The 25,911-nt window shown below is 65.4% G+C and carries 25 protein-coding genes and 1 other RNA gene; 10 read left to right on the top strand and 16 right to left on the bottom strand.

Annotated features, from left to right (window positions below; translation table 11 throughout):
- Positions 1-33: 33 nt before the first annotated feature.
- From mnhG to gyrA, 16 genes are all read right to left on the bottom strand, one after another.
- Positions 34-426: a monovalent cation/H(+) antiporter subunit G gene (gene mnhG, locus A1D30_RS09950; protein WP_063460566.1), complete on the bottom strand. Its 393-nt coding sequence runs from the start codon at positions 424-426 to the stop codon at positions 34-36.
- Positions 423-701, bottom strand: a complete 279-nt coding sequence (locus A1D30_RS09945; protein WP_055402533.1) for a K+/H+ antiporter subunit F — start codon at positions 699-701, stop codon at positions 423-425. The genes mnhG and A1D30_RS09945 overlap by 4 nt, the downstream gene beginning before the upstream one ends.
- Positions 698-1,228, bottom strand: a complete 531-nt coding sequence (locus tag A1D30_RS09940) for a Na+/H+ antiporter subunit E (RefSeq protein ID WP_063460565.1) — start codon at positions 1,226-1,228, stop codon at positions 698-700. Before A1D30_RS09940 ends, A1D30_RS09945 begins: the two co-directional genes overlap by 4 nt.
- The gene (locus A1D30_RS09935; protein WP_063460564.1) at positions 1,225-2,952 is read right to left on the bottom strand and encodes a monovalent cation/H+ antiporter subunit D; all 1,728 of its coding nucleotides are present in this window, start codon (positions 2,950-2,952) and stop codon (positions 1,225-1,227) included. Before A1D30_RS09935 ends, A1D30_RS09940 begins: the two co-directional genes overlap by 4 nt.
- Positions 2,949-3,314, bottom strand: a complete 366-nt coding sequence (locus A1D30_RS09930; protein ID WP_063460563.1) for a Na+/H+ antiporter subunit C — start codon at positions 3,312-3,314, stop codon at positions 2,949-2,951. The genes A1D30_RS09935 and A1D30_RS09930 overlap by 4 nt, the downstream gene beginning before the upstream one ends.
- On the bottom strand, positions 3,305-6,271 hold the full coding sequence (locus A1D30_RS09925) for a monovalent cation/H+ antiporter subunit A (RefSeq protein WP_063460562.1): 2,967 nt from the start codon (positions 6,269-6,271) through the stop codon (positions 3,305-3,307). Before A1D30_RS09925 ends, A1D30_RS09930 begins: the two co-directional genes overlap by 10 nt.
- Before the next feature lie 386 nt (positions 6,272-6,657).
- Positions 6,658-7,122 carry a helix-hairpin-helix domain-containing protein gene (locus A1D30_RS09920; RefSeq protein WP_063460561.1) on the bottom strand — a complete coding sequence of 155 codons (465 nt, stop codon included), beginning with the start codon at positions 7,120-7,122 and terminating at the stop codon, positions 6,658-6,660.
- Between the two features lie 40 nt (positions 7,123-7,162).
- Positions 7,163-8,320 (bottom strand): lipopolysaccharide assembly protein LapB, encoded by a 1,158-nt coding sequence (gene lapB, locus A1D30_RS09915; RefSeq protein ID WP_063460560.1) that lies wholly within the window; start codon positions 8,318-8,320, stop codon positions 7,163-7,165.
- Positions 8,310-8,648: a LapA family protein gene (locus tag A1D30_RS09910; RefSeq protein ID WP_063460559.1), complete on the bottom strand. Its 339-nt coding sequence runs from the start codon at positions 8,646-8,648 to the stop codon at positions 8,310-8,312. The genes lapB and A1D30_RS09910 overlap by 11 nt, the downstream gene beginning before the upstream one ends.
- Before the next feature lie 120 nt (positions 8,649-8,768).
- Positions 8,769-9,104: an integration host factor subunit beta gene (locus tag A1D30_RS09905; protein ID WP_063460558.1), complete on the bottom strand. Its 336-nt coding sequence runs from the start codon at positions 9,102-9,104 to the stop codon at positions 8,769-8,771.
- 84 nt (positions 9,105-9,188) lie between these two features.
- Entirely contained in the window at positions 9,189-10,889 is a 1,701-nt protein-coding gene (gene rpsA / locus A1D30_RS09900; protein WP_347336233.1) for a 30S ribosomal protein S1, read from the bottom strand.
- A 194-nt stretch (positions 10,890-11,083) separates the two neighbouring features.
- The gene (locus tag A1D30_RS09895; protein ID WP_063460556.1) at positions 11,084-13,114 is read right to left on the bottom strand and encodes a bifunctional 3-phosphoshikimate 1-carboxyvinyltransferase/cytidylate kinase; all 2,031 of its coding nucleotides are present in this window, start codon (positions 13,112-13,114) and stop codon (positions 11,084-11,086) included.
- A 156-nt stretch (positions 13,115-13,270) separates the two neighbouring features.
- Entirely contained in the window at positions 13,271-14,143 is an 873-nt protein-coding gene (locus A1D30_RS09890) for a prephenate dehydrogenase/arogenate dehydrogenase family protein (protein WP_063460555.1), read from the bottom strand.
- Between the two features lie 12 nt (positions 14,144-14,155).
- Positions 14,156-15,253: a prephenate dehydratase gene (pheA, locus tag A1D30_RS09885; RefSeq protein WP_063460554.1), complete on the bottom strand. Its 1,098-nt coding sequence runs from the start codon at positions 15,251-15,253 to the stop codon at positions 14,156-14,158.
- 54 nt (positions 15,254-15,307) lie between these two features.
- Positions 15,308-16,417, bottom strand: a complete 1,110-nt coding sequence (serC, locus tag A1D30_RS09880; RefSeq protein WP_063460553.1) for a 3-phosphoserine/phosphohydroxythreonine transaminase — start codon at positions 16,415-16,417, stop codon at positions 15,308-15,310.
- Positions 16,418-16,533: 116 nt separating this feature from the next.
- The gene (gene gyrA, locus A1D30_RS09875) at positions 16,534-19,206 is read right to left on the bottom strand and encodes a DNA gyrase subunit A (protein WP_063460552.1); all 2,673 of its coding nucleotides are present in this window, start codon (positions 19,204-19,206) and stop codon (positions 16,534-16,536) included.
- Between the two features lie 224 nt (positions 19,207-19,430).
- Between gyrA and ompA the strand changes: the two genes are divergently transcribed.
- The 10 genes from ompA to A1D30_RS09825 all read left to right on the top strand — a co-directional run bounded on the left by ompA (position 19,431) and on the right by A1D30_RS09825 (position 25,827).
- Complete coding sequence (gene ompA, locus A1D30_RS09870; protein ID WP_063460551.1) at positions 19,431-20,075, top strand: outer membrane protein OmpA; 645 nt, start codon at positions 19,431-19,433, stop codon at positions 20,073-20,075.
- Between the two features lie 90 nt (positions 20,076-20,165).
- Positions 20,166-20,876, top strand: coding sequence for a bifunctional 2-polyprenyl-6-hydroxyphenol methylase/3-demethylubiquinol 3-O-methyltransferase UbiG (gene ubiG, locus A1D30_RS09865; RefSeq protein ID WP_063460550.1), 711 nt, complete (start codon positions 20,166-20,168; stop codon positions 20,874-20,876).
- A gap of 9 nt (positions 20,877-20,885) precedes the next feature.
- Complete coding sequence (locus A1D30_RS09860) at positions 20,886-21,551, top strand: HAD-IA family hydrolase (protein ID WP_063460549.1); 666 nt, start codon at positions 20,886-20,888, stop codon at positions 21,549-21,551.
- 12 nt (positions 21,552-21,563) lie between these two features.
- Positions 21,564-21,950, top strand: a transfer-messenger RNA (tmRNA) gene (gene ssrA / locus A1D30_RS09855).
- A 158-nt stretch (positions 21,951-22,108) separates the two neighbouring features.
- Complete coding sequence (locus tag A1D30_RS09850; RefSeq protein WP_199865945.1) at positions 22,109-22,369, top strand: hypothetical protein; 261 nt, start codon at positions 22,109-22,111, stop codon at positions 22,367-22,369.
- 120 nt (positions 22,370-22,489) lie between these two features.
- Positions 22,490-22,768, top strand: a complete 279-nt coding sequence (locus A1D30_RS09845; RefSeq protein WP_242421836.1) for a hypothetical protein — start codon at positions 22,490-22,492, stop codon at positions 22,766-22,768.
- Between the two features lie 146 nt (positions 22,769-22,914).
- Positions 22,915-23,382, top strand: a complete 468-nt coding sequence (locus tag A1D30_RS09840) for a Spy/CpxP family protein refolding chaperone (protein WP_063460546.1) — start codon at positions 22,915-22,917, stop codon at positions 23,380-23,382.
- A 17-nt stretch (positions 23,383-23,399) separates the two neighbouring features.
- Positions 23,400-23,735: a hypothetical protein gene (locus A1D30_RS09835; protein WP_063460545.1), complete on the top strand. Its 336-nt coding sequence runs from the start codon at positions 23,400-23,402 to the stop codon at positions 23,733-23,735.
- A 17-nt stretch (positions 23,736-23,752) separates the two neighbouring features.
- The gene (locus A1D30_RS09830; protein WP_063460544.1) at positions 23,753-24,439 is read left to right on the top strand and encodes a response regulator transcription factor; all 687 of its coding nucleotides are present in this window, start codon (positions 23,753-23,755) and stop codon (positions 24,437-24,439) included.
- Between the two features lie 2 nt (positions 24,440-24,441).
- The gene (locus A1D30_RS09825) at positions 24,442-25,827 is read left to right on the top strand and encodes a HAMP domain-containing sensor histidine kinase (RefSeq protein WP_063460901.1); all 1,386 of its coding nucleotides are present in this window, start codon (positions 24,442-24,444) and stop codon (positions 25,825-25,827) included.
- The last annotated feature ends 84 nt before the right edge of the window (positions 25,828-25,911 follow it).

Raw genomic sequence — 25,911 nt, 5'->3', positions numbered from 1 at the left:
GCGCGCGTCCATCAAACGCAAGCAGCTATCAAATCAGGAGTCTTTGGCTGCTTCAGACGCCTTGGGCTGGCTGAGGCTGGGCGGCACGTTCAGCCCCATCTGCCGCGCACGGAACAGCGCCGCGCGCATCAAGAAGATCGACATGATGGGCACGGTGATGGCCACGAACACGGCGATCAGCAGCGCATGCAGCGCCAGGCTGCGGTCGGCCACCGAGAAGTACAGCACCGTGCCATGCATGATCAGCCAGCAGCCCAGCGTGGCGATGATGGCGGGCGCGTGCACCCGTTCAAAAAACGTGGGCAAGCGCAGCAGGCCGGTGGAGCCCAGCAGGGCCAGCCCGGCGCCCGCCAGCACCAGCAGGGCCACGATGATTTCCAGCCAGAGCGGCAGCACGGCGGTAACGGTGGTGGCGGCTTCGGTCATTCGATCACCTCGCCGCGCAGCAGAAACTTGGCCATGGCCATGCTGCCCACAAAGCTGAACAGCGCCAGCAGCAGCGCGGCCTCGAAGTAGTTCTTGCTGCCATACAGCAGGCCCAGCACCAGCATCACCAGCATGCCGCTCAGGTACATGCAGTCGAGCGCCAGCACGCGGTCTTGTGCGGAGGGGCCCTTGAGCAGGCGGATCAACGCGCAGCCCATGGCCAGGGCCAGCATGAACAGGGCGATGGGTAGGGCCCAATCCAGTATCGGGGTCATTCAAAAATCTCCATCAAGGGGGCCTCGTAGCGCCGCTTCACGTCGGCGATCACGGTGGCCGAGTCGTCCAGTTCCAGCACATGCAGCAGCAGCACGCTGCGGTCCAGCGACAGCTCGGCCCAGGCCGTGCCAGGGGTGATGCAGACGATCATCGCCAGCACGGCCAGTGCGTTGGGGTCGCGCACATCCAGCGGGATGTGCACAAATCCGGCAGGGTGGCGCCTGCGGCCGGGCGCCAGCAGCAGGCGGGCCACGGCCAGGTTAGAGCGGGTGGTGTCAGCCACCACCGTGAAGGCCAGGCGCAGCACAGCGCCCGGTTTGCGCACGCGCACCGGCAGCGGGCGCAGCCCGGCCGTGAGCAGCGGAATCGCCAGCGCCAGCACGGTACCCAGCACAAAATGCCCAGCACTCAGGCTGCGGTTGAGCAGCAGCCACAGGCCCAGCAGCGCCAGCGACAGCAGGGGTGCGGGCACCAGCCGCTTGAAGGGCCGAGTCGATGCGGCGGTGGTTTGGGACTCTGGCTTCATGGCAGGTTGCCCCCCGGTGCAGCGGCGGGCTTGGGCGGGTTGGGCACGGGCTCGGCCGTCATCACCGCACGCACATAGCCTGCGGGTGCATGCAGCGCGTCGGCCGTGGCCTGGGTGTAGCGCATCACGGCACCGGCCTGCCAGGCCAGCGCAGCGCAGGCGCCCAGCAGCAGGGCAATGGGCAGGCCCTCCAGCACCAGCAGCTTGGGGGCCGAGCGGTCGTGTGCGGCCCAGAAGTGGCGGATGCCTGCGCGGGTCAGGGCCACCAGTGCCAGCAGGCCCGAAAGCACTAGCAGGGCCACCAGCGTCCAGCCCGCAGCGCCCAGCTGGAACCCGCTGGATGCGCCCAGCCCCAGCGGGTTGAGCAATGCATGCACCATGGCGAACTTGCCCACAAACCCCGGCAGCGGCGGCAGGCCCGCAATGACCAGTGTGCAGGCGATAAAGGCCAGGCCCAGGAAGGCGGCGGCAGCCGGGATCACCTCGCCGATCAACGCCTGCTCCTTGTCGTCGAGGTTCATGCCCTCGGTGGGCATCAGATCGGCCGAGAGAAAGGGCGCGTCGTCGGTTTGCTCGTAGGGGGCGAGGTTGGAGCCGTCGTTGCGCCAGCGGTCGATCAGGTCGGTGAGCAGGAAGAGGGCGCTCACCGCCAGCGTGGAGCTGAGCAGGTAGTACAGCAAGCCGCCGGTGAGCAGGGTCTGCCCAAAGCCCACGGCCGCCAGCAGCGTGCCCGACGACAGGACGGCGCTGAAGCCCGCCAAGTGCCCCAAGCGCTGCGAGCCCAGCATGCCGATGGCGCCAAAGGCCATGGTGAGCAGGCCGCCGCCAATCAGCCACTGGCTGCCAAACTGGGCCGAGTCTCCGGCCTCGGCACCGAACAGCAGCGTCCACAGCCGCAGCACGCTGTACACGCCCACCTTGGTCATCAGCGCAAACAGCGCGCCCACGGGCGCCGTGGCCGCGCTGTAGGCCGGCACCAGCCAGAAGTTGAGCGGCCACACGGCGGCCTTGATGAGAAAAGCCACCGCCAGGATGGCTGCGGCTGCATGCAGCAGGCCTCGGTCGGCGGGCGCAATGCCTGCAATGCTCTGCGCCAGGTCGGCCATGTTGAGTGTGCCGGTGATGCCGTAGAGCATGGACACACCAATCAGGAACAGCGACGAGGCCGCGAGGTTGATGGCGATGTAGTGCAACCCCGCCGACACGCGCGGGCGGCCCGAGCCGTGCAGCAGCAGGCCGTACGAGGCCGCCAGCATGATCTCGAAGAACACGAACAGGTTGAACAGGTCGGCCGTGAGGAAGGCCCCCGCGAGCCCCATGAGCTGGAACTGGAACAGCGGGTGAAAGTGCACCCCCGCCCGGTGCCAGCGCGCCGCCGAGAACAGCACCGTGGCCAGCGCCACGGTGCTGCACAGCACCAGCATCATGGCCGAGAGCCGGTCGATGGTCAGCACGATGCCAAACGGCGCGGGCCAGTTGCCCGGCAGGTACACGCCCAGGCCGCCGGGCAGGTGGGGGTCCTTGGCCTGCACCAGCAGCAGCACGGCCACCACCAGGCCCAGCAAGGTCGAGGTGATGTTGAGTGTGACCTTGGTGCGCTGGCGCTCCTCGCGCAGCAGCAGCATCAGCCCGGCCGTGAGCAGGGGCAGCGCGATGGGGGCGAGGATCAGGTGTGGCATCAGCCACGCAATGACCGAGGCGGTGATGCTGGTGCCTCCCGTCATGGCATTTCCTGCACGTCTTTGCCTTTGGTTCCATCCACATGGTCGGTGCCCGCCATGCCGCGCGATGCCAGCAGCACCACCAGAAACAGCGCCGTCATGGCAAAGCCGATCACGATGGCGGTGAGCGTGAGCGCCTGGGGCATGGGGTCGGCGTAGTGGGCCAGGTCCTGTGGCAGGCCGGGCTGCAGCACGGGCTCCTTGTCAATCGCGAGGCCCAGGCGGCCCATGCTGAAGATGAAGAGGTTGACCGCGTACGACAGCAGCGACAGGCCCATGATGACCTGGAAGGTGCGGGGGCGCAGCAGCAGCCACACGCCCGAGCCGGTGAGCACGCCAATGGCCAGGGCCAGTATCAGTTCCATGCAGTTTCTCCCCGGGTGGTGGGCACCGTGGCGGCAGCGGCTTGTTCTGCCGCCTCGTCGTCCGCGCGCGCATTGTTGTAGCGGTGGCTGCGCACCGACTGGTGGGCAATGCCGGTGAGGATGAGCATGGTCGAGCCCACCACCAGGGTGAACACGCCGATGTCGAAGAACAGCGCGCTGGCCACATGGATCTCGCCCACCACCGGCAGCGCAAAGTGCGCTGTGTGGCTGGTGAGGAACGGGTAGCCCCAGGCCCAGGCGCCCAGGCCCGTGGCCAGTGCGGCCAGCAGGCCTATGCCGATCCAGCGGCGTGGATAGAGGGGCAGGTGGGCCTCGACCCAGGAGGTGCCCGAGACGATGTACTGCAGCAGCAGCGCGACCGAGAACACCAGCCCGGCCACGAAGCCGCCGCCCGGCTCGTTGTGGCCACGCATGAAGAGGTACATCGACACCAGCGTGGCAAACGGCAGCAGCAAGCGCACCAGCACGGCAGGCACCATGAGGTAGCCCACGGCGGTGTCGGCGGTCTGGCGCGGGTTGGCCAGGTCGGTGTCCACATCGGCGGGCAGGGCGCGCTGCTGGGGTGGCAGGTCCATGACCTCGCGCGCGGGGCGGAAGCGGCGCAACAGCGCATACACCGTGAGGGCCACGATGCCGAGCACCACGATTTCGCCAAAGGTGTCAAAGCCCCGGAAGTCCACCAGCATCACGTTGACCACGTTGGTGCCACCGCCTTCGGTGAGCGCACGCTCCAGGAAGAAGGTGGAGGTGCTGTCGGGGAAGGGGCGGCTCATCATCGCAAACGACAGCAGCGCCATGCCCGCGCCCGCGCTCAGCGCCAGTGCCAGGTCGCGCCAGCGGCGCAGTTGGGTGCGGCGCTCTTCGGCCAGCGTGGGCACACGCAGGCTTTCGTCGCGCCGGGGCAGCCAGCGCAGGCCCAGCAGGATGAGGATGGTGGTCACGATCTCCACCACGATCTGCGTGAGCGCGAGGTCGGGGGCCGAGAACCAGAGGAAGGTCAGGCACACGCACAAGCCCGCGCCGCCCAGCAGCGTGAGGGCGGCCAGCCGGTGGTACTTGGCCTGCCAGGCCGCTGCCACGGCGCACACGGCGCCCAGCAGCCACAGCAGTGCAAACGTGGGTGACAGCGGCAGTTGTGCCCGGTCACCAATCGGCAGGCCACGCACCCACAGGGGCAGCGTGCCCGCCACCAGGGCGGCTGTGGCCAGCCACAGCATCTGCCACTGCAGGCGGCCGGTGCCCAGCAGGCGGCGGCCGTTGCGGCCCGCCAGCGTGAGGGCCGCCAGCAGGTGCTCGAACATGCGCTGGCCGCTCAGGCGGTGCATGAGCGGGGGCGCATCCAGCGTGCCCCGCGCACGCTGGCGCCGCAGCAGCGCATACAGCGCAATGCCGCCGCCCAGCGCCACCAGGCTCATCACAAACGGGGTGTTGATGCCATGCCAGACCGCCAGGCTGTACGTAGGCAGCTCGCCGCCCACCACCGGCCGCGCGGCAGCGGCCAGGTAGGCACCCACCGACCAGGCGGGCAGCGTGCCCACCACCAGGCATGCCAGCACCAGCAGCTCCACCGGCACCCGCATCCAGTGCGGCGGCTCGTGCGGCGGGCGCGGCAGGTCGGTGGCGGGTGGGCCAAAGAACACATCCACGGTGAAGCGCAGCGAATACGCCACGCTGAACATGCCCGCCACTGTGGCGGCGACGGGCAGCAGCCATTCGAGCAGTGGCGCGGTGTTCACGTATACGGTCTCGGCAAAGAACATTTCCTTGGACAGGAAGCCGTTGAGCAGCGGCACACCCGCCATGGCCGCGCTGGCCACCATGGCCAGGGTGGCGGTGATGGGCATCATGGTGCGCAGGCCCGACAGGCGCCGTATGTCGCGCGTGCCGCTTTCATGGTCCACGATGCCTACGGCCATGAACAGCGAGGCCTTGAAGGTGGCGTGGTTCATGATGTGGAAGACCGCAGCGACGGCAGCCAGCGGGCTGTTGAGGCCCAGCAGCAGCGTGATGAGGCCCAGGTGCGAAATGGTGGAGTAGGCCAGCAGCCCCTTGAGGTCGTTCTGGAACATGGCCGCATAGCCGCCCACGAGCAGCGTGGCCAGGCCCGCACCGCCCACCAGCCAGAACCACTCTTCCGTGCCCGACAGTGCGGGCCACAGGCGGGCCATCAGGAACACACCGGCCTTCACCATGGTGGCCGAGTGCAGGTAGGCCGACACGGGCGTGGGCGCGGCCATGGCGTTGGGCAACCAGAAGTGGAACGGGAACTGCGCGCTTTTGGTGAGCGCGCCCAGCAGGATCAGCACCAGGGCCGCGAGGTACAGCGGATGGTTCTGGATGAGCTGCCCGGCCACGAGCACATGGTCCAGGTCGTAGCTGCCCACGATGTGGCCCAGCACCAGCATGCCCGCCAGCATGGCCAGGCCGCCTGTGCCTGTCACCGTGAGCGCCATGCGCGCGCCCCGCCGCGCATCCTTGCGGTGGTGCCAGTAGCCGATCAGCAAGAACGAGAACAGGCTGGTCAGCTCCCAGAAGAACGCGATCTGGACGATGTTGCCCGAGAGCACCACGCCCGCCATCGCGCCCATGAAGGCCAGAAAAAACGAGAAGAAGCGCGGCACCGGGTCGGCGGGCGACATGTAGTAACGCGCATACAGCACTACCAGGCTGCCCACGCCCAGCACCAGCATGCAGAACATCCAGGCAAAGCCATCCATGCGGATGACGAGGTTCAGGCCCAGTGCGGGGAGCCAGGCCAGTTCTTGCCGGATCACGCCCCCATCGGCAATCTCGGGGAAGTAGAGCGCCGCCTGCACCGTGCAGAACAGGGCAATGAGCCCGGCGAGCGTGGACTCGGTATTGCGGGCATTGGCAGGCAACACTGCCGCCAGCAGGCTGCCGATGAAGGGGAGGAGGATGAGGGTGATCAGGGGCATGCGCGAACGATTCTAGGGCGTGTCCCCCTTCAATTCCCCCACGCGCTGGCGGTGCAATGCGGATGGATGCGCGAAGGGGGGCGCGGCCAATAGCCAGGCTATTGGCAAGCCGCCCGACAAAGCAGACGCCGCATTGCGCAGCCAGCCCGAAGGGAAAGCCAGCCAGGCCGCACATTGCGTCGTTGCCCTTCGCTTGTGTAGCCAAGCTACACGGCGCTCAGGGCGCCTAGCACTGCACGGCCTGGATGGCTTTCGCGTGGGGGAATTGAAGGGGGACACGCCCTGGGGGCAGCCCCTAAAAACCCTGCCCAGCCCTTGGCGCCGCGCCTGTGATGGGCGCAAAAAAACAAGCCCGCTGGAGCGGGCTTGCTGCTTGCGAAGTCTGCTTAGTTTTTGCTAGCGCTGGCTGCAGGGGCCGGGGCTGCAGGTGCTGCGGCCGGGGCGACCCCGGGGGCCGCTGTGGGTGCGGCGGCGTTCTTGTCTGCGCTGCTGCGGGCCTTGTGGTCGCTGCCCTGGTGGCTTGCAGTTTTGTCTTTCTCTTTCTGCTTGCTCTTGGCTTCTGCCTTGGCGGCGGCTGCAGCGCTGTACTTCTTGCCGTTGACGGTCAGGCCCTCTTTGGAGAAGTTCACGGCGCTTTTGTTGCCCACGCCGCCCACGCGACCAATGAAGTCGGCCCAGTCCTTGAAAGGCGCGCTCTTGCGCTCTTCCAGGATGCGGCCCGACAGGCCGGGCCCGATGCCCTTGATGCCGTCGAGTTCGGCCTCGGTGGCGGTGTTCACGTCCACGGCGGCGAACGCGGCGGTGGTGGCCAGCAGCAGGGTGGCGATCAGGGTCAGCAGTGTCTTCAGCATGGTGGCGGGTGTCCTTGGCGTGGAGGGCTGGAATGGCGGGTCAGAGTTCTTCGACGCGGCGTGCGGGGTAGCTGTCCCAGGTCTGGCAGCCGGGGCATTGCCAGAAATGCTGGCGGGCCTCGAAGCCGCAGGCTGCGCAGCGGTAGCGTGTGAGGGGTTTCACGGCATGCTCCAGCGCGCGCTGGACCTGGGGGTGGAACTCCTCGTGCTCCAGCTTTTCGGTGGCCAGCCATTTGGCGGCAGCCACCAGCGAGCGCTCCTTGTCCAGGTGCTCCACATAGCGCTGCCGGGCGGAACCACTGGTGGCGGCGTCGGCGGCTTCCATGGCCACGATGCTCTCCAGCACGTCGAGCGAAGGTGCCTGTTCGTAGTGGGCCTGCAGCAGGCCATGGACCTCGGCGGTGCGCCCGCTGGCCGTGGCGGCTTCGACCATCAGCGGGGCGGCCAGCGGCAGGGCGGCGGGGTTGCGTTCGCCCAGCGTCTTGAGCGTGGCCAGCACCGCTGCCGGCTGGCCCATGAGGCGCTGCAGCCGCGCCAGCTCGATGCGCGCACGCGCCGCCTCGGGGGCGGCGGCCACGGCCTGTTCCAGCAGCGCCTGGGCGGCGGGCAGGTCGCCCTGCGCAATCAGGGCCAGTGCCTGTTCGCACAGGTAATGCGCCTGCCGGGTGCTGAAATCGCCCTGGTCGGCATCGTGCATCTTGCGGGCGATGGTGGCGGCGTGCGGCCAGTCGCGCGAGCGTTCGTAGATGGCCAGCAGGGCCAGGCGGGCCTGGGCCTCGAAGGGCGTGCCTTCCAGGCGGTGCAGGGCGTCTTCCGCGCGGTCAAGCAGACCCGCCTTTAGGAAGTCGAGCGCCAGCGCGTGCTGGGCGCGCTCGCGGTCGGTGCGGGAGAGGTCGCCGCGCGAGAGCAGGTGCTCGTGCACACGCACGGCGCGGTCGTATTCGCCCCGGCGGCGGAACAGGTTGCCCAGCGCAAAGTGCAGCTCGGAGGTGTCGGGGTCGTTCTGCACGGCCTCGATGAAGGCGTCGATGGCCTGGTCCTGCTGCTCGTTGAGCAGGAAGTTCAGGCCCTTGAAGTAGGCCTTGGGCGCCCGCCGGTTTTCGGCGCGCAGCTGGCGCAGGTCAAAACGCGACGCCAGCCAGCCCAGCACAAAGGCCACGGGCAGGCCCAGCAGAATCCAGCTCAGGTCAAATTCCATGGATCGAAGGCAGGTCGGGAGGTGGCGGGGGCGCGGCAGGCGCGCTGTTGCTGGCGGTTGCCGCTGTGGGCACCTGGGTTGGCGCGGCGACAGCGGCGGCAGCCTGGGCGCGGCGGGCGGCTGTGCGGTGGCGCCACCAGCGGGGCACCATGCCCAGCACACCCACGGCGAGCCCGGCCGAGAAGGCCGTCAGCACCACCAGCACCAGCGGCGCGCGCCACTGGGTGCCAAAGAAGAAATGCACGGTCGCGTCCTGCTGGTTGTTCAGCGCGAAGGCGAAGAGCGTAAAAAAAATGGCTGCCTTGAGCAGCCACAGGAGGTATTTCATCGGTCTCCCCAGTGGTGGGGCGATTCTAAGAGCTTGGGTGCAGAGTCTGCCGCAAGTCGGTAGAGCACCAGTATCAATAAAAATGGCCGCTTGGGCGCGACCATCATGTTTTTTTAGCTATCAATTTTGATCTGGCAAACCCGGCGTGGCCTGGGTCTTTTCTTCCATCTCGGCGGTGCGCTTGTCCACGGCTTCGCGCAGGGCCTTGCCGGGCTTGAAGTGGGGCACGCGCTTTTCAGGAATGGCCACGGCTTCGCCGCTGCGCGGGTTGCGGCCCATGCGGGGCGGGCGGTGGTTGACCGAGAAACTGCCAAAACCCCGGATCTCGATGCGGTGCCCACGCACCAGGGCATCGCCCACGGCGTCCAGAATGGTCTTGACGGCGTATTCGGCATCGCGGTGGGTGAGCTGGCCGAAGCGGGCGGCCAGTTCTTCAACGAGGTCTGAGCGGGTCATGGAGTCTTGGGACATAGGCTTCTCAAAGAAGAGCGGGCGCACGAGGCGCCCGCCGTCTGACCTTTCAAGGGGTCAGCGCTTTACTTACTTTTCCGAGTTGTCCAGCTTGGCGCGCAGCAGGGCGCCCAGGCTGGTCGTGCCGGCGCTTTCGCGGGCCGACTGTTGCGACAGCGAAGACATGGCTTCTTGCTGGTCGGCCATGTCCTTGGCCTTGATCGACAGCTGGATGTTGCGGGTCTTGCGATCCACATTGACCACCACAGCAGTGACTTCGTCGCCTTCCTTCAGCACGTTGCGGGCATCTTCCACGCGGTCGCGGGAGATTTCCGAAGCGCGCAGGTAGCCCACGATGTCTTCGCCGAGGTCGATTTCAGCGCCACGGGCGTCCACGGTCTTGACCTTGCCGGTCACCGTCTGGCCCTTGTCGTTCACGGTCACGAAGGTCGTGAATGGGTCGCCGTCGAGCTGCTTGATGCCCAGCGAGATGCGTTCGCGGTCCACGTCCACGGCCAGCACGATGGCTTCCACTTCCTGGCCCTTCTTGTAGTTGCGAACAGCGGCTTCGCCAGCTTCGTTCCAAGACAGGTCGGACAGGTGCACCAGGCCGTCGATGCCGGCAGCCAGGCCCACGAACACGCCGAAGTCGGTGATCGACTTGATAGGACCCTTCACGCGGTCGCCGCGCTTCGTGTCCTGTGCGAATTCTTGCCATGGGTTGGCCTTGCACTGCTTCATGCCCAGGCTGATGCGGCGCTTGTCTTCGTCGATTTCCAGAACCATGACTTCGACTTCGTCGCCCAGCGAAACCAGCTTGGCGGGAGCGATGTTCTTGTTGGTCCAGTCCATTTCGGAAACGTGCACCAGGCCTTCGATGCCGGGTTCGAGTTCGACGAACGCGCCGTAGTCGGCAATGTTCGTGATCTTGCCGAACAGGCGGGTCGATTGTGGGTAGCGGCGGTTCACGCCCATCCATGGGTCGTCGCCCATTTGCTTCAGACCCAGCGAGACACGGTTCTTTTCGGTGTCGAACTTCAGGATCTTGGCCGTGATTTCCTGGCCAGCGGTCACCACTTCGGAAGGGTGACGCACACGGCGCCATGCCATGTCGGTGATGTGCAGCAGGCCGTCGATGCCGCCCAGGTCCACGAACGCACCGTATTCGGTGATGTTCTTGACCACGCCTTGAACGATGGAGCCTTCCTTCAGGGTTTCCATCAGCTTGGCGCGCTCTTCGCCCATGGAGGCTTCCACCACAGCGCGGCGGCTCAGCACCACGTTGTTGCGCTTGCGGTCCAGCTTGATGACCTTGAATTCCATGGTCTTGTTTTCGTACGGCGTCAGATCCTTGATCGGACGGGTATCGATCAGCGAACCGGGCAGGAATGCGCGGATGCCGTTGACCAGGACAGTCAGGCCGCCCTTGACCTTGCCGGAGGTGGTGCCGGTGACGAATTCGCCGGATTCCAGGGCCTTTTCCAGGCTCATCCACGAAGCCAGACGCTTGGCGGTGTCGCGCGACAGGATGGTGTCGCCGTAGCCGTTTTCGATGGAGCCAATGGCCACCGACACGAAGTCACCCACTTGGACTTCGACTTCGCCCTTGTCGTTCTTGAACTCTTCCAGCGGCACGTAGGCTTCGGACTTGAGGCCAGCGTTCACGACCACGAAGTTGTGCTCAACGCGCACGACTTCAGCGGTGATGACTTCGCCTGGGCGCATTTCCGTGCGCTGCAGAGATTCTTCAAAAAGGGCGGCAAAAGATTCGGACATGTGTTTCCTTGCCACAAACAGGATTCCAGTAGCACCATTGCTACTGTTTTTATAGCTGCTTGCGGTGGTTTTTTGCGGTAGAACCGCGGGTTAGGTTATCGATCCACACAACCTGTGCGCTGGCGCGCGAGAGGGGTTGCGTGGGCCTGTTGCAGGGCCTTTCAGCCTTGCTTGCGGAGCCCCGTTTTTGACGGAAGGCCCCACACGTTTCAACCTTGCGCAGACCCTGCGAAAGGTTGGCGCTCCTGCCACCAGGCCAGCACCTGCTCGACGGCTTCATCAATCGTCAAGGTGGAGTTGTCCAGGACCAGAGCGTCCTGCGCGGGCTTCAAGGGAGCAACGCTGCGGGAACTGTCCCGTGCGTCACGCGCCTCCAAATCCGCGCGAAGGTCTTCGATACTAGCCGAAAAACCCTTTGAAATCAACTGCTTATAGCGGCGCTCCGCGCGGCAGGCGGCGCTGGCCGTCAAATAGACCTTGAGCGGGGCCTCTGGGAAGATCACGGTGCCCATGTCGCGGCCATCGGCCACCAGGCCCGGCAGGCGCTGGAAGCTGTGCTGCAGGTCTACCAGTGCCGTGCGCACGGCGGGCAGGGCCGAAACGCGGGATGCGTTCATGCCGGCTTCTTCGGTGCGGATGGCGTCGGTCACGTCGTCGCTGCCCAGCCACACCTTGCCGCCCTCAAACCGCACCGGGAGGGTCTGCGCCATGGTGGCAATGCGCGCTTCATGGTCGGCGTCGATGGCGAGACCTGCACGCAGCGCGGCCAGGGCGGTGATGCGGTACATCGCCCCCGAGTCGAGAAAGCGGTAGCCCAGCCGCTGCGCCACCGCAGCCGCCACCGTGCCCTTGCCTGAGGCCGTGGGGCCGTCGATGCAGATCACCGGGATGTGGGCGGTCTCGACCTGGGCGACCGAGAACAGTGCCTCGAAATAGTCCGGGAAGGTCTTGGCCACGCATTTGGGGTCTTCGATGCGCACCGGCAAGCGCGCCGGGTTGAAGGCGGCCAGCGAGAAGCACATGGCCACGCGGTGGTCGTCGTAGGTGTGGATGCTGGCAGCTTTCCAGTCCGCCGCCTGCGTCGGAGGCGTCACGCGGATGTAGTCCGCACCTTCCTCCACCGTGGCGCCGAGCTTGCGCAGCTCGGTGGCCATGGCGGCGATGCGGTCGGTTTCCTTCACGCGCCAGCTGGCAATGTTGGTCAGCGTGGTGGTGCCTTCGGCATACAACGCCATCACGGCCAGTGTCATGGCTGCGTCGGGGATGTGGTTGCAGTCCAGCTCAATGGCCTTCAGGGGCCAGGCGCCGCGTTCGATCTGCAGCCAGTTGGGGCCGCCCGTGACCACGGCGCCCATGGCGCGTGCGGCCTCGACAAAACGGATGTCGCCCTGGATCGAATCCAGCCCCACGCCCTGAATCTTGATGCTTTTTTGGGCTTCACCGCCCGTTGCTATTGCCCCAAGCGCTATGAAATAGCTAGCAGATGAGGCGTCGGCCTCCACATGGATGCTGCCGGGCGACTGGTAGCGGCTGCCCGCAGGGATGGTGAAACGCTGCCAGTTCTGGTGCCCGACCACGATGCCAAAACGCGCCAGCAGCTGGAGCGTGATGGCGATGTAGGGCTTGGAGATCAGCTCGCCGACCACCTCGATCACGATGGCCTGTGTGCCCGCCGCCAGTGGCAGCGCCATGAGCAGCGCGGTGAGGAACTGGCTCGATACATCGCCGCGTACCCGGATGGGCTCTGCCAGCGCCAGCGAAGGCACGCCCTGGCCGTGGGCGATCTTGAGCGGCGGGTAGCCCTCGTTGCCCAGGTAGTCGATCTGGCAACCCAGCTGGCGCAGCGCATCGATGAGGTCGCCAATGGGGCGCTCGTGCATGCGTGGCACGCCCGACAGCTCGAACTCGCCGCCCAGCAGCGCCAGCGCCGCCGTGAGCGGACGCATGGCGGTACCGGCATTGCCCAGGAACAGCTTGGCGGGAGACTGGGGCAGGCGGCCCCCCAGGCCGGTGATGCGCACCGTGCTGCCCGCTTCATCCACCGTGCACCCGATTTGGCGCAGGGCATCCAGCATCACACGCGTGTCATCGGACGCCAGCAGGTCGTGCACGGTGGTGGTGCCATTGCTCAGCGCGGCCAGCAGCAGCACGCGGTTGGAGATGCTCTTGGAGCCCGGCAGGTGGACTTCACCCGCAGCGGCTTGCAAAGGAGGCAGATCGAGGAATACGGTGCTGTACATCGTTGTGTTGTGTCCAATTGCGGCTCAAAGAGCGTTCGTGCGGCCAGCAGCCTGCACAACTGGCGCGCCCCAACACCAGCGCACCCGTGGAGCTGGCTTCGCCAGGCCACCGGGTGCGTCCCCCTTGGGGGAAGGCGCCGAAGGCGACTCAGGGGGTTACTTGCGTTTTGCGCCCATGCGCCAGTGCGCGCGGGTTTCGCTGGCCAGGGTCAGCATGTCTTCCAGTGCCTGGGCGTTGCCCTTTTCCATGGCCTGCTCGATGTTGTGCAGGGCCTGCTGGAACAGCTTGGACTGGGCCAGGAGTTCTTCGCGGTTCGCCAGCATGATGTCGCGCCACACCTTGGGGTCGCTGGCCGCGATGCGGGTGAAATCCCGAAACCCGGGGCCTGCGAGGGACAGGAAATCATCGCCGTGCGCTTGCCCGGTGATGCTGTTCATCATCGCAAAAGCCAGCACATGGGGCAGGTGGCTGACAGCGGCAAAGGCCGCGTCGTGCGACTCGGGCGACATGCTGGTCACGCGGCAGCCCAGGGCGTTCCAGATCTTTTCTGCGTTCTGCAGATGGACCGTGAGAGTGCGCTCGGTGGGCGTCAGGATGACCTGGCGCCCGCTGTAGAGATCCGCCTCGGCATGCTCCACGCCCGACACTTCGCGCCCGGTGATGGGGTGTGCAGGCACAAACGAGCCGACCTGGTCGCGCAAAGAGCGCTGTGCGGCATGCACCACGTCGGCCTTGGTCGAGCCTACGTCCATGATGAGCATCTGGGGCGTGACGAGGTGCTTGATGGCTTTCAAGGTGGCTTCGGTGGCGGCCACGGGCACGGCCACCAGCACGATGTCGGCGCCGGCCACGGCGAGCAGGGCCGAAGGCGCCTCGACATCGATCACGCCCAGCTGGCGCGCGCGGTCGGTGGTCGAGGGCGACTTGCTGTAGCCCACCACCCGCTTGACCAGGCCCGCCTTTTTCATCGCCAGGGCAAACGAGCCGCCCATGAGCCCGCAGCCAATCAATCCCAATTGTTCAAACATTGCGGCGGCTCCTCAGGACGACACGGGGTATGTGCCCAGGACCTTGTAGAACGCGCACAGGCTGCGCAGTTCTTCCAGCGCGCGCGCCACATGGGGCTGCGCGGGGTGGCCGTCGAGGTCGATGTAGAAGTAATACTCCCACTGGCCGGTTCGTGCGGGGCGGGATTCGAAACGCGTCATGGACACGCCATGCGTCTTGAGCGGCACCAGCAGGTCATGCACCGCGCCGGGCTGGTTGGGCACTGAGACCACGAGGCTGGTGCAGTCCTTGCCTGAAGGCGGAGGCGTCTGCAGCGTGTGCGGCAGGCAGATGATGGCAAAACGCGTGCGGTTGTAGGCGTCGTCCTGGATCGCGTGCGAGACGATGTGCAGGCCGAACTGGGTGGCTGCGCGCTCGCTCGACAGGGCCGCCCAGGCGGGGTTGGTGGTGGCCAGGCGCGCGCCCTCGGCATTGCTCGACACCGGGCGGCGTTCGGCGTGTGGCAGGTGCTTGGACAACCAGGCCTGGCATTGGGCCAGCGCCTGCGGGTGGGCCAGCACGGCCTCGATGCCGTCGAGCGAATTGGTGGTGCGCAGCAGGTTGTGGCGCACCAGCAGGCTCACTTCGCCCACCACATGCGTGGGGGTGTGCAGGAACAGGTCCAGCGAGCGCGTGACCACGCCTTCGGTGGAGTTCTCGACGCCCACCACACCGTACTGGGCGCTGCCTGCGGCCGTGGCGTGGAACACCTCGTCGAAATTGGCGCAGTACATCAGGTCGGCTGCGCCGCCGAAGAATTCGATGGCCGCCTGTTCGCAGAACGTGCCTTCGGGGCCCAGCACGGCCACGCGCTGGGGCGATTCGAGCGCCAGGCAGGCGGACATGATCTCGCGCCAGATGGCCGCCACATGCGGGCCCTTGAGCGGGCCGGGGTTGGCGTGGGTGATCTTGTCGATGACCTGGGCCACGCGGTCGGGGCGGAAGAAAGGCGTGCCTTCACGCTTCTTGACTTCACCCACCTGTTCGGCCACCAGCGCGCGCTGGTTCAGCAGCGTGAGCAGTTGCTGGTCGATGGAGTCGATCTGCACGCGCAGACTGGCGAGATCGGGTGAGGCTTGCGGAGTGTTCATGGGTGGGGTCTGGGTGCGCGGGCGCGTGAACGAACGGGGAAGGCCGGTGTGCGTTCAGGCGTGCTTTTGCTCAAATTCTCGCATGTAGTCCACCAGCGCCTGTACGCCCTCGATCGGCATGGCGTTGTAGACACTGGCGCGCATACCCCCCACGGACTTGTGGCCCTTGAGTTGCAGCAGACCACGTTCCTTGGCTCCGGCCAGGAACGCGTCGTTGCGGCTTTCGTCGCGCAGGAAGAACGGAATGTTCATGCGCGAGCGGCAGTTGGCTGCCACCTTGTTCACATACAGCTGCGAGCTGTCGATGGCGTTGTAGAGCAGGGCGGCCTTGGCGATGTTGCGCTGCTCCATCGCGGCCACGCCGGTCAGGCCGCCTTCGGTCTGGCGCTTGAGCCACTGGAAGGTGAGGCCCGCGATATAGACGCCCCAGGTGGGGGGCGTGTTGTACATGGACTGGTTGTCGGCCACGGTTTTGTAGTCGAAGGCGCTGGGGCAGGCGGGCAGGGCATGGCCCAGCAGGTCTTCGCGCACCACCACCAGGGTGAGGCCGGCGGGGCCCAGGTTCTTTTGCGCGCCGCCAAAGGCCAGACCCACGCGGCTCCAGTCCACAGGGCGCGACGCCACATGGGACGAAAAATCAATGACCAGCGGTGCATCGCTGCCCAGCGCCTTCAGGTCGGGCAGCTGGTGGAATTCGATGCCGTTGATGGTTTCGTTGCTGCAGATGTGCAGGTAGCTCGCGCCCCGGCTCACGGTCCACGAGGCGGGGTCGGGCAGGGTGGTGAAGCCGGTGTCTTCGGCCGACGCCACGATGTTCACCTCGGAGGCGTACTTGCGCGCTTCCTTCTGCGACTTCTGGCTCCAGCTGCCTGTGACCACAAAGTCCACCGCACCAGCCCGCGAGAGGTTCAGCGGCACGATGGCGTTTTCGGCCAGGCCACCGCCTTGCATGAACAGGATCTTGTAGTTGGTGGGCACGGCCAGCAGTTCGCGCAGGTCGGCTTCGGCCTGCTCGTAGATGGACAGGAACTCCTTGCCCCGGTGGCTCATTTCCATCACGCCCATGCCGCTGCCGTGCCAGTCGAGCATTTCGGCGGCGGCTTGCTCCAGCACTTCGGCGGGGATGGCGGCCGGGCCGGCCGAGAAGTTGTAGGGGCGGGTCATGGTTTAACAGTCAAAAATGCTGCTTGCGCCTGCTGAATAAGCGCTGGCAGCTACACTTTTAATAGCATTTGGGTGCCGCGTCTGGCGCGGCACCCGGCGAAGGCGAAACGAGCAGGTCAGGCGTCGGAGCTGGGGGCTGCGCCGGAGTCTGCAGAGCCACCACCGTCCACATTGCCGTCACCATCGGTGTCGGCATCGGCCACATTGGCATCGTTTTCCACGATGCGTTGCAGGCCGCTGAGCTTGGAGCCTTCGTCCAGCGCGATCAGCGTGACGCCCTGCGTGGCACGGCCCAGCTCGCGGATTTCGCTCACGCGAGTACGGACCAGCACGCCCTTGTCGGTGATCAGCATGATTTCGTCGTCGGCATGCACCAGCGTGGCGGCCACGACCTTGCCGTTGCGCTCGCTCTGCTGGATGGCGATCATGCCCTTGGTGCCCCGGCCGTGGCGGGTGTATTCGACGATGCTGGTGCGTTTGCCGTAGCCGTTTTCGGTGGCGGTGAGCACGCTTTGGGTTTCGTCTTCGGCCACCAGCATGGCGATCACGCTCTGGCCGTCTTCCAGCATCATGCCGCGCACACCGCGCGCCTGGCGGCCCAGGGGGCGCACGTCGTTTTCGTCAAAGCGCACCGCCTTGCCGCCGTCGCTGAACAGCATCACATCGTGTTTGCCATCGGTCAGGGCCGCGCCAATCAGGTAGTCGCCATCGTCGAGGTTGACGGCAATGATGCCGCCCTTGCGCGGGTTGCTGAATTCATCCAGCGCGGTCTTCTTGACGGTGCCCATGCTGGTCGCCATGAACACAAAACGGTCGGCCGGGAAGGTGCGCATGTCGCCCGTGAGTGGCAGCACCACGTTGATTTTCTCGCCGTCTTGCAGCGGGAACATGTTCACGATGGGGCGACCGCGCGAGCCGCGCGAGCCTGCGGGCACTTCCCAGACCTTGAGCCAGTACAGGCGGCCCCGGTTGGAGAAGCACAGGATGTAGTCGTGCGTGTTGGCGATGAAGAGCTGGTCGATCCAGTCGTCTTCCTTGGTCGCCGTGGCCTGCTTGCCACGCCCGCCGCGTTTTTGCGCGCGGTACTCTGACAGGGGCTGGCTCTTGATGTAGCCAGTGTGCGAGAGCGTCACCACCATGTCGGTGGGGGTGATCAGGTCTTCGGTGGAGAGGTCCTGTGCGCTGTACTCCACCACGCTGCGGCGTGCGCCCAGCTTGTGCTGGCCGAACTCGGCCTTGATGGAGGTGAGTTCTTCGCCAATGATGGTCGAGACGCGCTCGGGCTTGGCCAGGATGTCCAGCAGGTCTTCAATGACCGCCATGACTTCCTTGTACTCGGCCACGATCTTGTCCTGCTCCAGGCCCGTGAGGCGCTGCAGGCGCATCTGCAGGATTTCCTGGGCCTGCGTTTCCGACAGGCGGTACAGGCCGTCCTGGCCCATGCCGAACTCGACTTCCAGGCCTTCAGGGCGGTAGTCGTCCGCGTTGATCACGCCGCCATCGGCGCGGGTGCGGGTCAGCATCTCACGCACCAGCTTGCTGTCCCATGAGCGGGCCATCAGCTCGGACTTGGCCACGGGCGGCGTGGGGGCGTTGCGGATGATGGCGATGAAATCGTCGATGTTGGCCAGGGCCACGGCCAGGCCTTCCAGCACATGGCCGCGATCGCGCGCCTTGCGCAGCTCGAACACCGTGCGGCGCGTCACTACTTCGCGGCGGTGCTGCAGGAAGACGACGATCAGGTCCTTGAGGTTGCAGAGGCGCGGCTGGCCATCGACCAGCGCCACCATGTTCATGCCAAAGGTGTCCTGCAGCTGCGTCTGCTTGTACAGGTTGTTCAGCACCACCTCGGGCACTTCGCCGCGCTTGAGTTCGATCACCAGGCGCATGCCGGATTTGTCCGACTCGTCCTGGATGTGGCTGATGCCTTCGATCTTCTTCTCGTGCACCAGCTCGGCCATGCGCTCCTGCAGAGTCTTCTTGTTGACCTGGTAGGGCAGCTCGTCCACGATGATCGCCTGGCGCTGGCCTCGGTCGATGTCCTCGAAGTGGCAGCGCGCGCGCATGATCACGCGGCCACGGCCCGTGCGGTAGCCGTCCTTCACGCCGTTGATGCCGTAGATGATGCCGGCGGTGGGGAAGTCGGGTGCCGGGATGATCTCCATCAGCTCGTCGATGGTGGTCTCGGGGTTGCGCAGCATGTGCAGGCAGGCATCCACCACTTCATTGAGGTTGTGCGGCGGGATATTGGTGGCCATGCCCACCGCAATACCTGCCGAGCCATTGACCAGCAGATTGGGCAACTTGCTGGGCAATACCAGCGGCTCCTTTTCGCTGCCGTCGTAGTTGGGGCCGAAATCGACGGTTTCCTTGTCGATGTCGCCCAGCATTTCGTGCGCGATTTTGGCCAGGCGGATTTCGGTATACCGCATGGCGGCGGCGTTGTCGCCGTCCACCGATCCGAAATTGCCCTGGCCGTCCACCAGCATGTGGCGCAGCGAGAAATCCTGGGCCATCCGCACGATGGTGTCATACACCGCCGAATCACCGTGCGGGTGGTATTTACCGATCACGTCACCCACGATACGGGCCGATTTTTTATAAGGCCGGTTCCAGTCGTTGTTGAGTTCGTGCATGGCAAACAACACGCGCCGGTGCACAGGCTTCAAGCCATCGCGCGCGTCGGGCAGTGCCCGGCCGACGATCACGCTCATCGCGTAATCGAGATAACTGCGCCGCATTTCCTCTTCGAGGCTGATCGGCAGGGTTTCTTTGGCAAACTGGGTCATTGGGGGCTGCGGTGGCGGCAAAGGAGGGTCATTTTAGGGCTAAGACCGTGTAGCGACCGCGCAACATATCGAAGCAATTCCGGTTTTGTCCTACGGACCGTGGCGCGTCACCACCGCTTTTGCCCTGTTACGTATGGCACAATCGTTTGAACGCTTTGGGTGGTGGTCATCCCTAGCGTCCTGATTCGCAGCGCGGCTGCGGCTTTTTCCCCAAGAGGAGAACCATGAAGAAACTGAACAAAGTGGCGATGTTGTTTGCCTCTGCAGCGCTCGCAACCGCCGCTGGCGCACAAACCGTTGACAACTGGCGCAATGCCAGCGGTGATCTGGTCTGGAAGAACGGCACGAACGAATACTGCTGGCGCGATGCCAACTGGACGCCTGCTACGGCTGCCGCTGGTTGCGACGGTGCTATCGCCAAGGCTGCTGCTCCTGCCGCTGCTCCTGCTCCTGCCGCCGCACCTGCACCCGCTGCCGCCGCACCTGCACCTGCACCCGCTCCTGCCGTGGCCACCAAGGTGACCTACGCCGCTGACGCATTCTTCGACTTCGACAAGTCGGTGCTGAAGCCAGAAGGCAAGGCCAAGCTGGACGACCTGGTTTCCAAGGTCAAGGGCATCAACCTGGAAGTCATCATCGCCGTGGGTCACACCGACTCCGTGGGCTCTGATGCTTACAACCAGAAGCTGTCGGTGCGTCGTTCCGAAGCCGTGAAGGCTTATTTGGTGTCCAAGGGCATCGAAAAGAACCGCGTTTACACCGAAGGCAAGGGCGAAAAGCAGCCAGTGGCTGACAACAAGACCGCCGAAGGCCGCGCCAAGAACCGCCGCGTGGAAATCGAAGTGGTCGGTACCCGCGCTTCCAAGTAATCTTCGGATTACTTCACAAAAAAGCCCCGGTAACGGGGCTTTTTTGCGTCTGGAGTCTTATGTGCATCTGGTTCGGAGACAATTGCCCGCATGAGTGACACCGTCAATGCAGATCCGGCCGAACTGGCCAAGTTTTCAGAATTGGCCCACCGCTGGTGGGATCCGGACAGTGAATTTCGTCCGCTGCACCAGATCAATCCGCTGCGGCTTGATTGGATTAACGGCTTCAGCCCATTGAATGGCAAGCGGGTGCTGGATGTTGGTTGTGGGGGCGGTATTCTGGCCGACTCCATGGCGCGCAAAGGTGCGGACGTGCTGGGTATTGATCTGGCGTCCAAGGCGCTGCGCGTGGCGCAACTGCATGCATTGGAAGCTGGCACCCCGAATATCCGCTATCAGGAGATCAGTGTCGAAGCGCTGGCCCAGGAGCAGCCAGCGGGTTTTGATGTGGTGACCTGTATGGAAATGCTGGAGCATGTCCCAGACCCCGCATCCGTGGTCCGCGCATGCTCCCAGTTGGTCAAACCCGGGGGCTGGGTGTTTTTTTCCACCATCAATCGCAACGCCAAGGCCTTTATGCTGGCCATTGTGGGGGCGGAATATGTGCTGAACATGCTGCCCCGAGGCACCCATGAATATGCCAAGATGATTCGCCCCAGCGAATTGGCCGCCAGTTGCCGCAGTGCGCAACTGGATGTTCTGCATACCAAAGGGCTGGAGTACAACCCGCTGACAAAGCGCTACTGGCTGAGTGAAGATACCAGCGTGAATTACCTGTTTGCCACCCGGCGTGCGGGCTGAGGTGCACCCATGTTCCACGACATCCGTGCCGTTCTGTTTGACCTGGACGGAACGCTGATCGACAGTGCGCCCGACCTGGGCGCTGCTGCCGACAAAATGCGTACCGATCGCGGCCTGCCCTCCTTGCCCCTGGAGCGTTATCGGCCCATGGCAGGGGCTGGCGCGCGCGGCATGCTGGGCGAGGCCTTTGGCATGACCCCGGACCATCCTGATTTTGCTGCCTGGCGTGAAGAGTTCTTTGTGAACTATGAATCGCGCATGACCGAGCGCACCACCATATTCGAGGGTGTGCCCGAACTGGTCCGTCAACTCTTGCAGCGCAACCTGCTGTGGGGGGTGGTGACCAACAAGGCGGCACGGTTTACAGAACCGCTGACCCGGGCGATTCCGCTGTTCGAGACCGCTGGAGCGGTGGTCAGTGGCGACACGACCCCCCACGCAAAGCCGCACCCCGCACCCTTGCTGGAGGCAGCGTCCCGCCTGAAGCTCTCGCCCGCGCAGTGCATCTATGTAGGCGACGATGAGCGCGACATCCTTGCTGGCTTGGCAGCAGGCATGGGCACGGTGGCCGCCACCTATGGGTACCTGGGCGCTAAGGCCGATCCCGGTGAGTGGGGAGCCCATGCTGCAATTAAATCTCCCGCCGAGCTATTGCAATTGCTTGTGCACGCCTAAAATAGAGGGCTTGGGGCTGTCCTGGTTTCGACGTGGGTTCGGAATCGGTGTGGTGCATGTCGAGCTTGAGTCACGCTCGTAAATCTCGATTTAACAAACTAACTGCAAACGACGAACGTTTCGCACTCGCTGCTTAATTGCCAGTGAGCCTTGCAACAGTTGGCCGATGGGCTGGGCAAGGGGGTTCTGAGCAATCAGTGCCTCCCGGCTGCAAGGATAATTACATGGGCTGGCTCCGATCCGGGTACCTTGGGTTGGGGTAAGAAAATAGGGTGCTGGCGGCTTGTGTAGCGTGCGACTGCGCGACACAGGTGGCGAGATTCAAAACAGACCGCTAAACATGTAGATCTGCCCGGTGAAGGCTTACGGACGCGGGTTCAATTCCCGCCAGCTCCACCACATCCAAGAGCGTTCGCTGACCTTCAGCGAACGCTCTTTTTCATTTGTGGGGCGGTTTTCTGCGGCAATCACCCCTGCATCTGTAGGCGTGTGTATCAACCCTTGATAAACCCAACCCAGCGCCGCACAATGCCCGCTCGTTCAAGCCGGAGGCCACTATGCCAATGGAGTATCTGCAGGGGCTGGCGCGGGATGAGTTGCCTCTGATCGAATCGGACGTCACCAACATCGACAAGCTGCGGGTGCTGCGTGCGGCGGGCATGGTCGAGGTGCAACTGCCCCCGGTGGATGCGCCGCAGCCCCGGGCGCAGGTGCTGTACATCACTGGGCTTGGGCGGGCCACCTTGCGCGCTGGTGGCTGGCCTTCTTCGGTGCCGCGCCTTCGACCGCTGTGTGATCTGGAACCCTCGTTTGATTGAGGGTTGTGCCGGTGCTTCTGGCCTGAAGCCACAAGCGTTGCCTGCCATGCGCAGCTGTCGTGGGGCTTGTCATGGTTTCTGCCCCTTGGCGGTGAGGTTGGGCCCGTGCGGAGGACCATGATGGTGCTGACTTTGCATATTCGGCATGAAGGCTCCCACCAATACCTAGCCAGGGTGTTCGATGGCAAGGTCCAGGTCGGGGCTGCGACCCTGCATGCCCGCATTGACGAAGCCATTGCCGCCTATGGCACGCGCGGCAGCCAGTGGTTCCCCGGGGTGACGGCCTTTGCCATCTGGTATGGCGGGTGGAGCATTGGCGCCAAGCCTTTGGCGCAGATGGTGGATGAGGCGGCGTTGCTGGCCAACCGGTTGGTGGTGCTGTCGGCCGTGGTGCGCTGAGCGGGGAGGGGGCACAAATGCCTGTAACTCCCCATATGTCATGCGAAACAAAATGAAATAAACCGAAACTGCGTCGAGACGACGCAGCGCGCGCCGCGCGGCACCATCAGGGTCATGTTCAACACCGTCCTCGAAAGGACTGCATCATGAAACCCTGGATCAAGAAAACCCTGATGGGCATCTTCGGCGCTTCCATCGCGGTGGGCGGTCTGACGGCCTGCTCCAGCAACCACCACCACCGTGGCCCCATGAACGCCGAGAAGATGGCGGAAGTGCGTGGCAAGGTGGTCGAGCGCGTCAGCAGCAAGCTGGACCTGAACGACGCACAAAAAACCAAGCTCAATGTGCTGGCCGACAAGATGGAAGCGCAGCGCACGGCGTTCATCGGCAAGACGGCAGACCCGCGCGCAGAGATGCAGGCCCTTGTGGCGGGCGAAAAATTTGACCGTGCACGCGCACAGACCTTGCTGGACGAAAAAACCCGTGCGGTGCAGACCAGCAGCCCCGAGGTGATCAGCGCCATGGCCGACTTTTACGACAGCCTGAACCCCGAGCAGCAGCAGAAAGTGCGCGAGCTGATGCAGCGGCGCAAAGGCTGGATGGCGCGCGGTTGATGGCAAGGGGCTGCTCCATGTCTCCCACGCTGGAACCCATCCACCGCCTGGCGCAGGGCGTGCGCACCCATGGGCCCGCGCTGCTGGCGGGCATGCCCGACCCCCACGATGAGCTGATGTCCCTGGTCTGGGGGCCGCGCTTTGACCGTGAACATGCACTGGGCCTGGTGGCCCGGCAGCCCGAGGTTGCCGCCCACACCTTGCCTGCCTTGTTGGCCGCTGCCGATCATTTTGATGCGCTCCATGCGGGCGCCCAAGGTCGCCTGCGCCGGTTGATCGTGCGGCACCGCGCATTGCTCGGTGTGGGCGGCGAGGACGGCCCCGAGCCAACCACCGGATGGGCGAACACCTGACGGTGTGAGAATTGCGCATGCACCGCATCCTGCTCATTGACGACGACGCCCAGCTCGGGCCACCGCTGGCCACCTATTTCCAGCGGTTCGAGCTGGAGCTGGTCCACGCCCTCAAGCCCAGCGACGGGCTGGCCCTGCTGGGAGCGGGGGGCTTCGATGCCGCCATCCTGGATGTGATGCTGCCCGAGATGGATGGCTTCGAGCTGTGCCGCACCATCCGCAAGCAGGGCGACCTGCCCATCGTGATGCTCACGGCGCGCGGCGAGGTGATGGACCGCGTGGTGGGGCTGGAGCTGGGGGCCGACGATTACTTGCCCAAGCCGTTTGAGCCGCGCGAGCTGGTGGCGCGCCTGCAGACCGTGCTGCGCCGCCGACGCGGGCCGGGGCAGGGCGCTGCTGTGGGTTCGCTGGAGTTTGACGGGCTCACCATCGACGCCGCCCGCCGCAGTGTGCTGCGCCAGGGGGTGGCCGTGGAGCTGACCGGCACCGAATTCGACCTGCTGCACCTGCTGGCCCGCGAGCCCGGCAAGGTGTTCAGCCGCGACGACATCCTGAACCAGCTGCGTGGCCACGAGGCCGAGCTGTACACCCGTGCCGTGGACATTGTGGTGAGCCGCCTGCGCAAGAAGCTGGAGCCGCTCGACTGCATCAAGACGCTGCGCAATGCCGGTTATTCGCTGGCCCTGCGACGGGCCGCGCCATGATGATGAAGGTGCGCGACACACTCGCGGCCCAGGACCCCGACTGCCCTTGGCACCGCCGTGCACGGCACGCCGTGGGGCATTCGCTGCGCATTCGCCTGGTGCTGGTCTTCATGGCCCTGGCCGTGACGGTGGCCGTCACCTTCATGGGTGGGGTGCAGAAAGCAGTGGCCGTGGGCTGGAAAGAAGCGGCCCGCCCCCTGTTGATGGACTATGTGGACCGGCTGACCGCCGAGATCGGCAGTCCGCCCAGCATCGAGCGTGCGCAGGCGATTGCCGACCGCTTGCCCGTCACGCTGCGCATCGACGGGCCGCAGATCCACTGGGCTTCTCACCCCGACCAGCCACGCCCCGACTGGATGAGCGACAAGTTCCGCAAGCAGGACCACTGGGCGGGCGACGAGAATGGCCACAGCTTGCTGCAGCGCACCACGGCCGATGGCCACCACATCGAGTTTGGGCTCAATGCCCTGTCGTGGGACAAGCGCCCGCGCATCGCCTGGGGCACGCTCACCGTGCTGCTACTGCTGACGGCGCTGGCCTACGTGTATGTGCGCCACCTGCTGCGCCCGCTGGACGACATCCGCCAGGGCGCCCAGCGTTTTGGCAACGGCAACTTCGCCCAGCCCATCCCCGTGCGGCACGCGCACCGGCCCGATGAGCTGGGGCAGCTCGCCGCCACCATCAATACCATGGGCGACGACATCCATCAGATGCTCGAAGCCAAACGCGCCTTGCTGCTGGCCATGAGCCACGAGCTGCGCAGCCCGTTGACCCGTGCCCGGCTGAACACCGAGCTGCTGCCCGAGACCGCCGACATCGAGGCCCAGCGGCTGGCCCTGCTGCGCGACCTGGGTGAAATGGCGGGCCTCATCACCGACCTGCTGGAGAGCGAGCGCCTGGCCGGGCGCCACGCCGCACTGCACCGCGAGCCCACCGACCTCACGGAGCTGGCGCGCGAGGTGATCGCCGAGCTGGGCTCCCGCCACGCGGGCGCCGCCGGCATCGCGCTGCATGCGCCGCCAGACCTGCCCAGCATCCGGCTCGACCGCTCCCGCCTGCGGCTGCTGCTGCGCAACCTGCTGGACAACAGCCTGCGCCACAGCGAATCGGGTGCCTTCCCCCCCGAGCTGCACCTGCGGCTGGAGGGCGACCGGCGTGTGGTCGAGCTGGAGGTGCGCGACCACGGCCGGGGCGTGCCCCCCGAGCACCTGCCCCATCTGGCCCAGGCCTTCTACCGCCCGGACACCGCCCGCCAGCGCACCACCGGCGGCGTGGGGCTGGGCCTGTACCTGTGCCGCCTGGTGGCGCAGGCGCACGACGGCCAGCTGCACATGCGCAATGCCGAGCCGGGCCTGTCGGTCACGGTGCGCCTGCCCGTGGTGGAGTGAACCAACCCCCGCCCGGGGCCTAGGCCGGTGGCTGCGGCCGCCCGGCCCGGGCCTGCACGCGGGTGGTGCAACGGTCCTCTCGGT

The organism is Acidovorax sp. GW101-3H11 (genome assembly GCF_001633105.1).
In the GTDB taxonomy this organism is placed as follows: domain Bacteria; phylum Pseudomonadota; class Gammaproteobacteria; order Burkholderiales; family Burkholderiaceae_C; genus Acidovorax.
The sequence above is the reverse complement of the archived record's forward strand: the minus strand, read 5'-3'. Positions and strand labels throughout refer to the sequence as shown.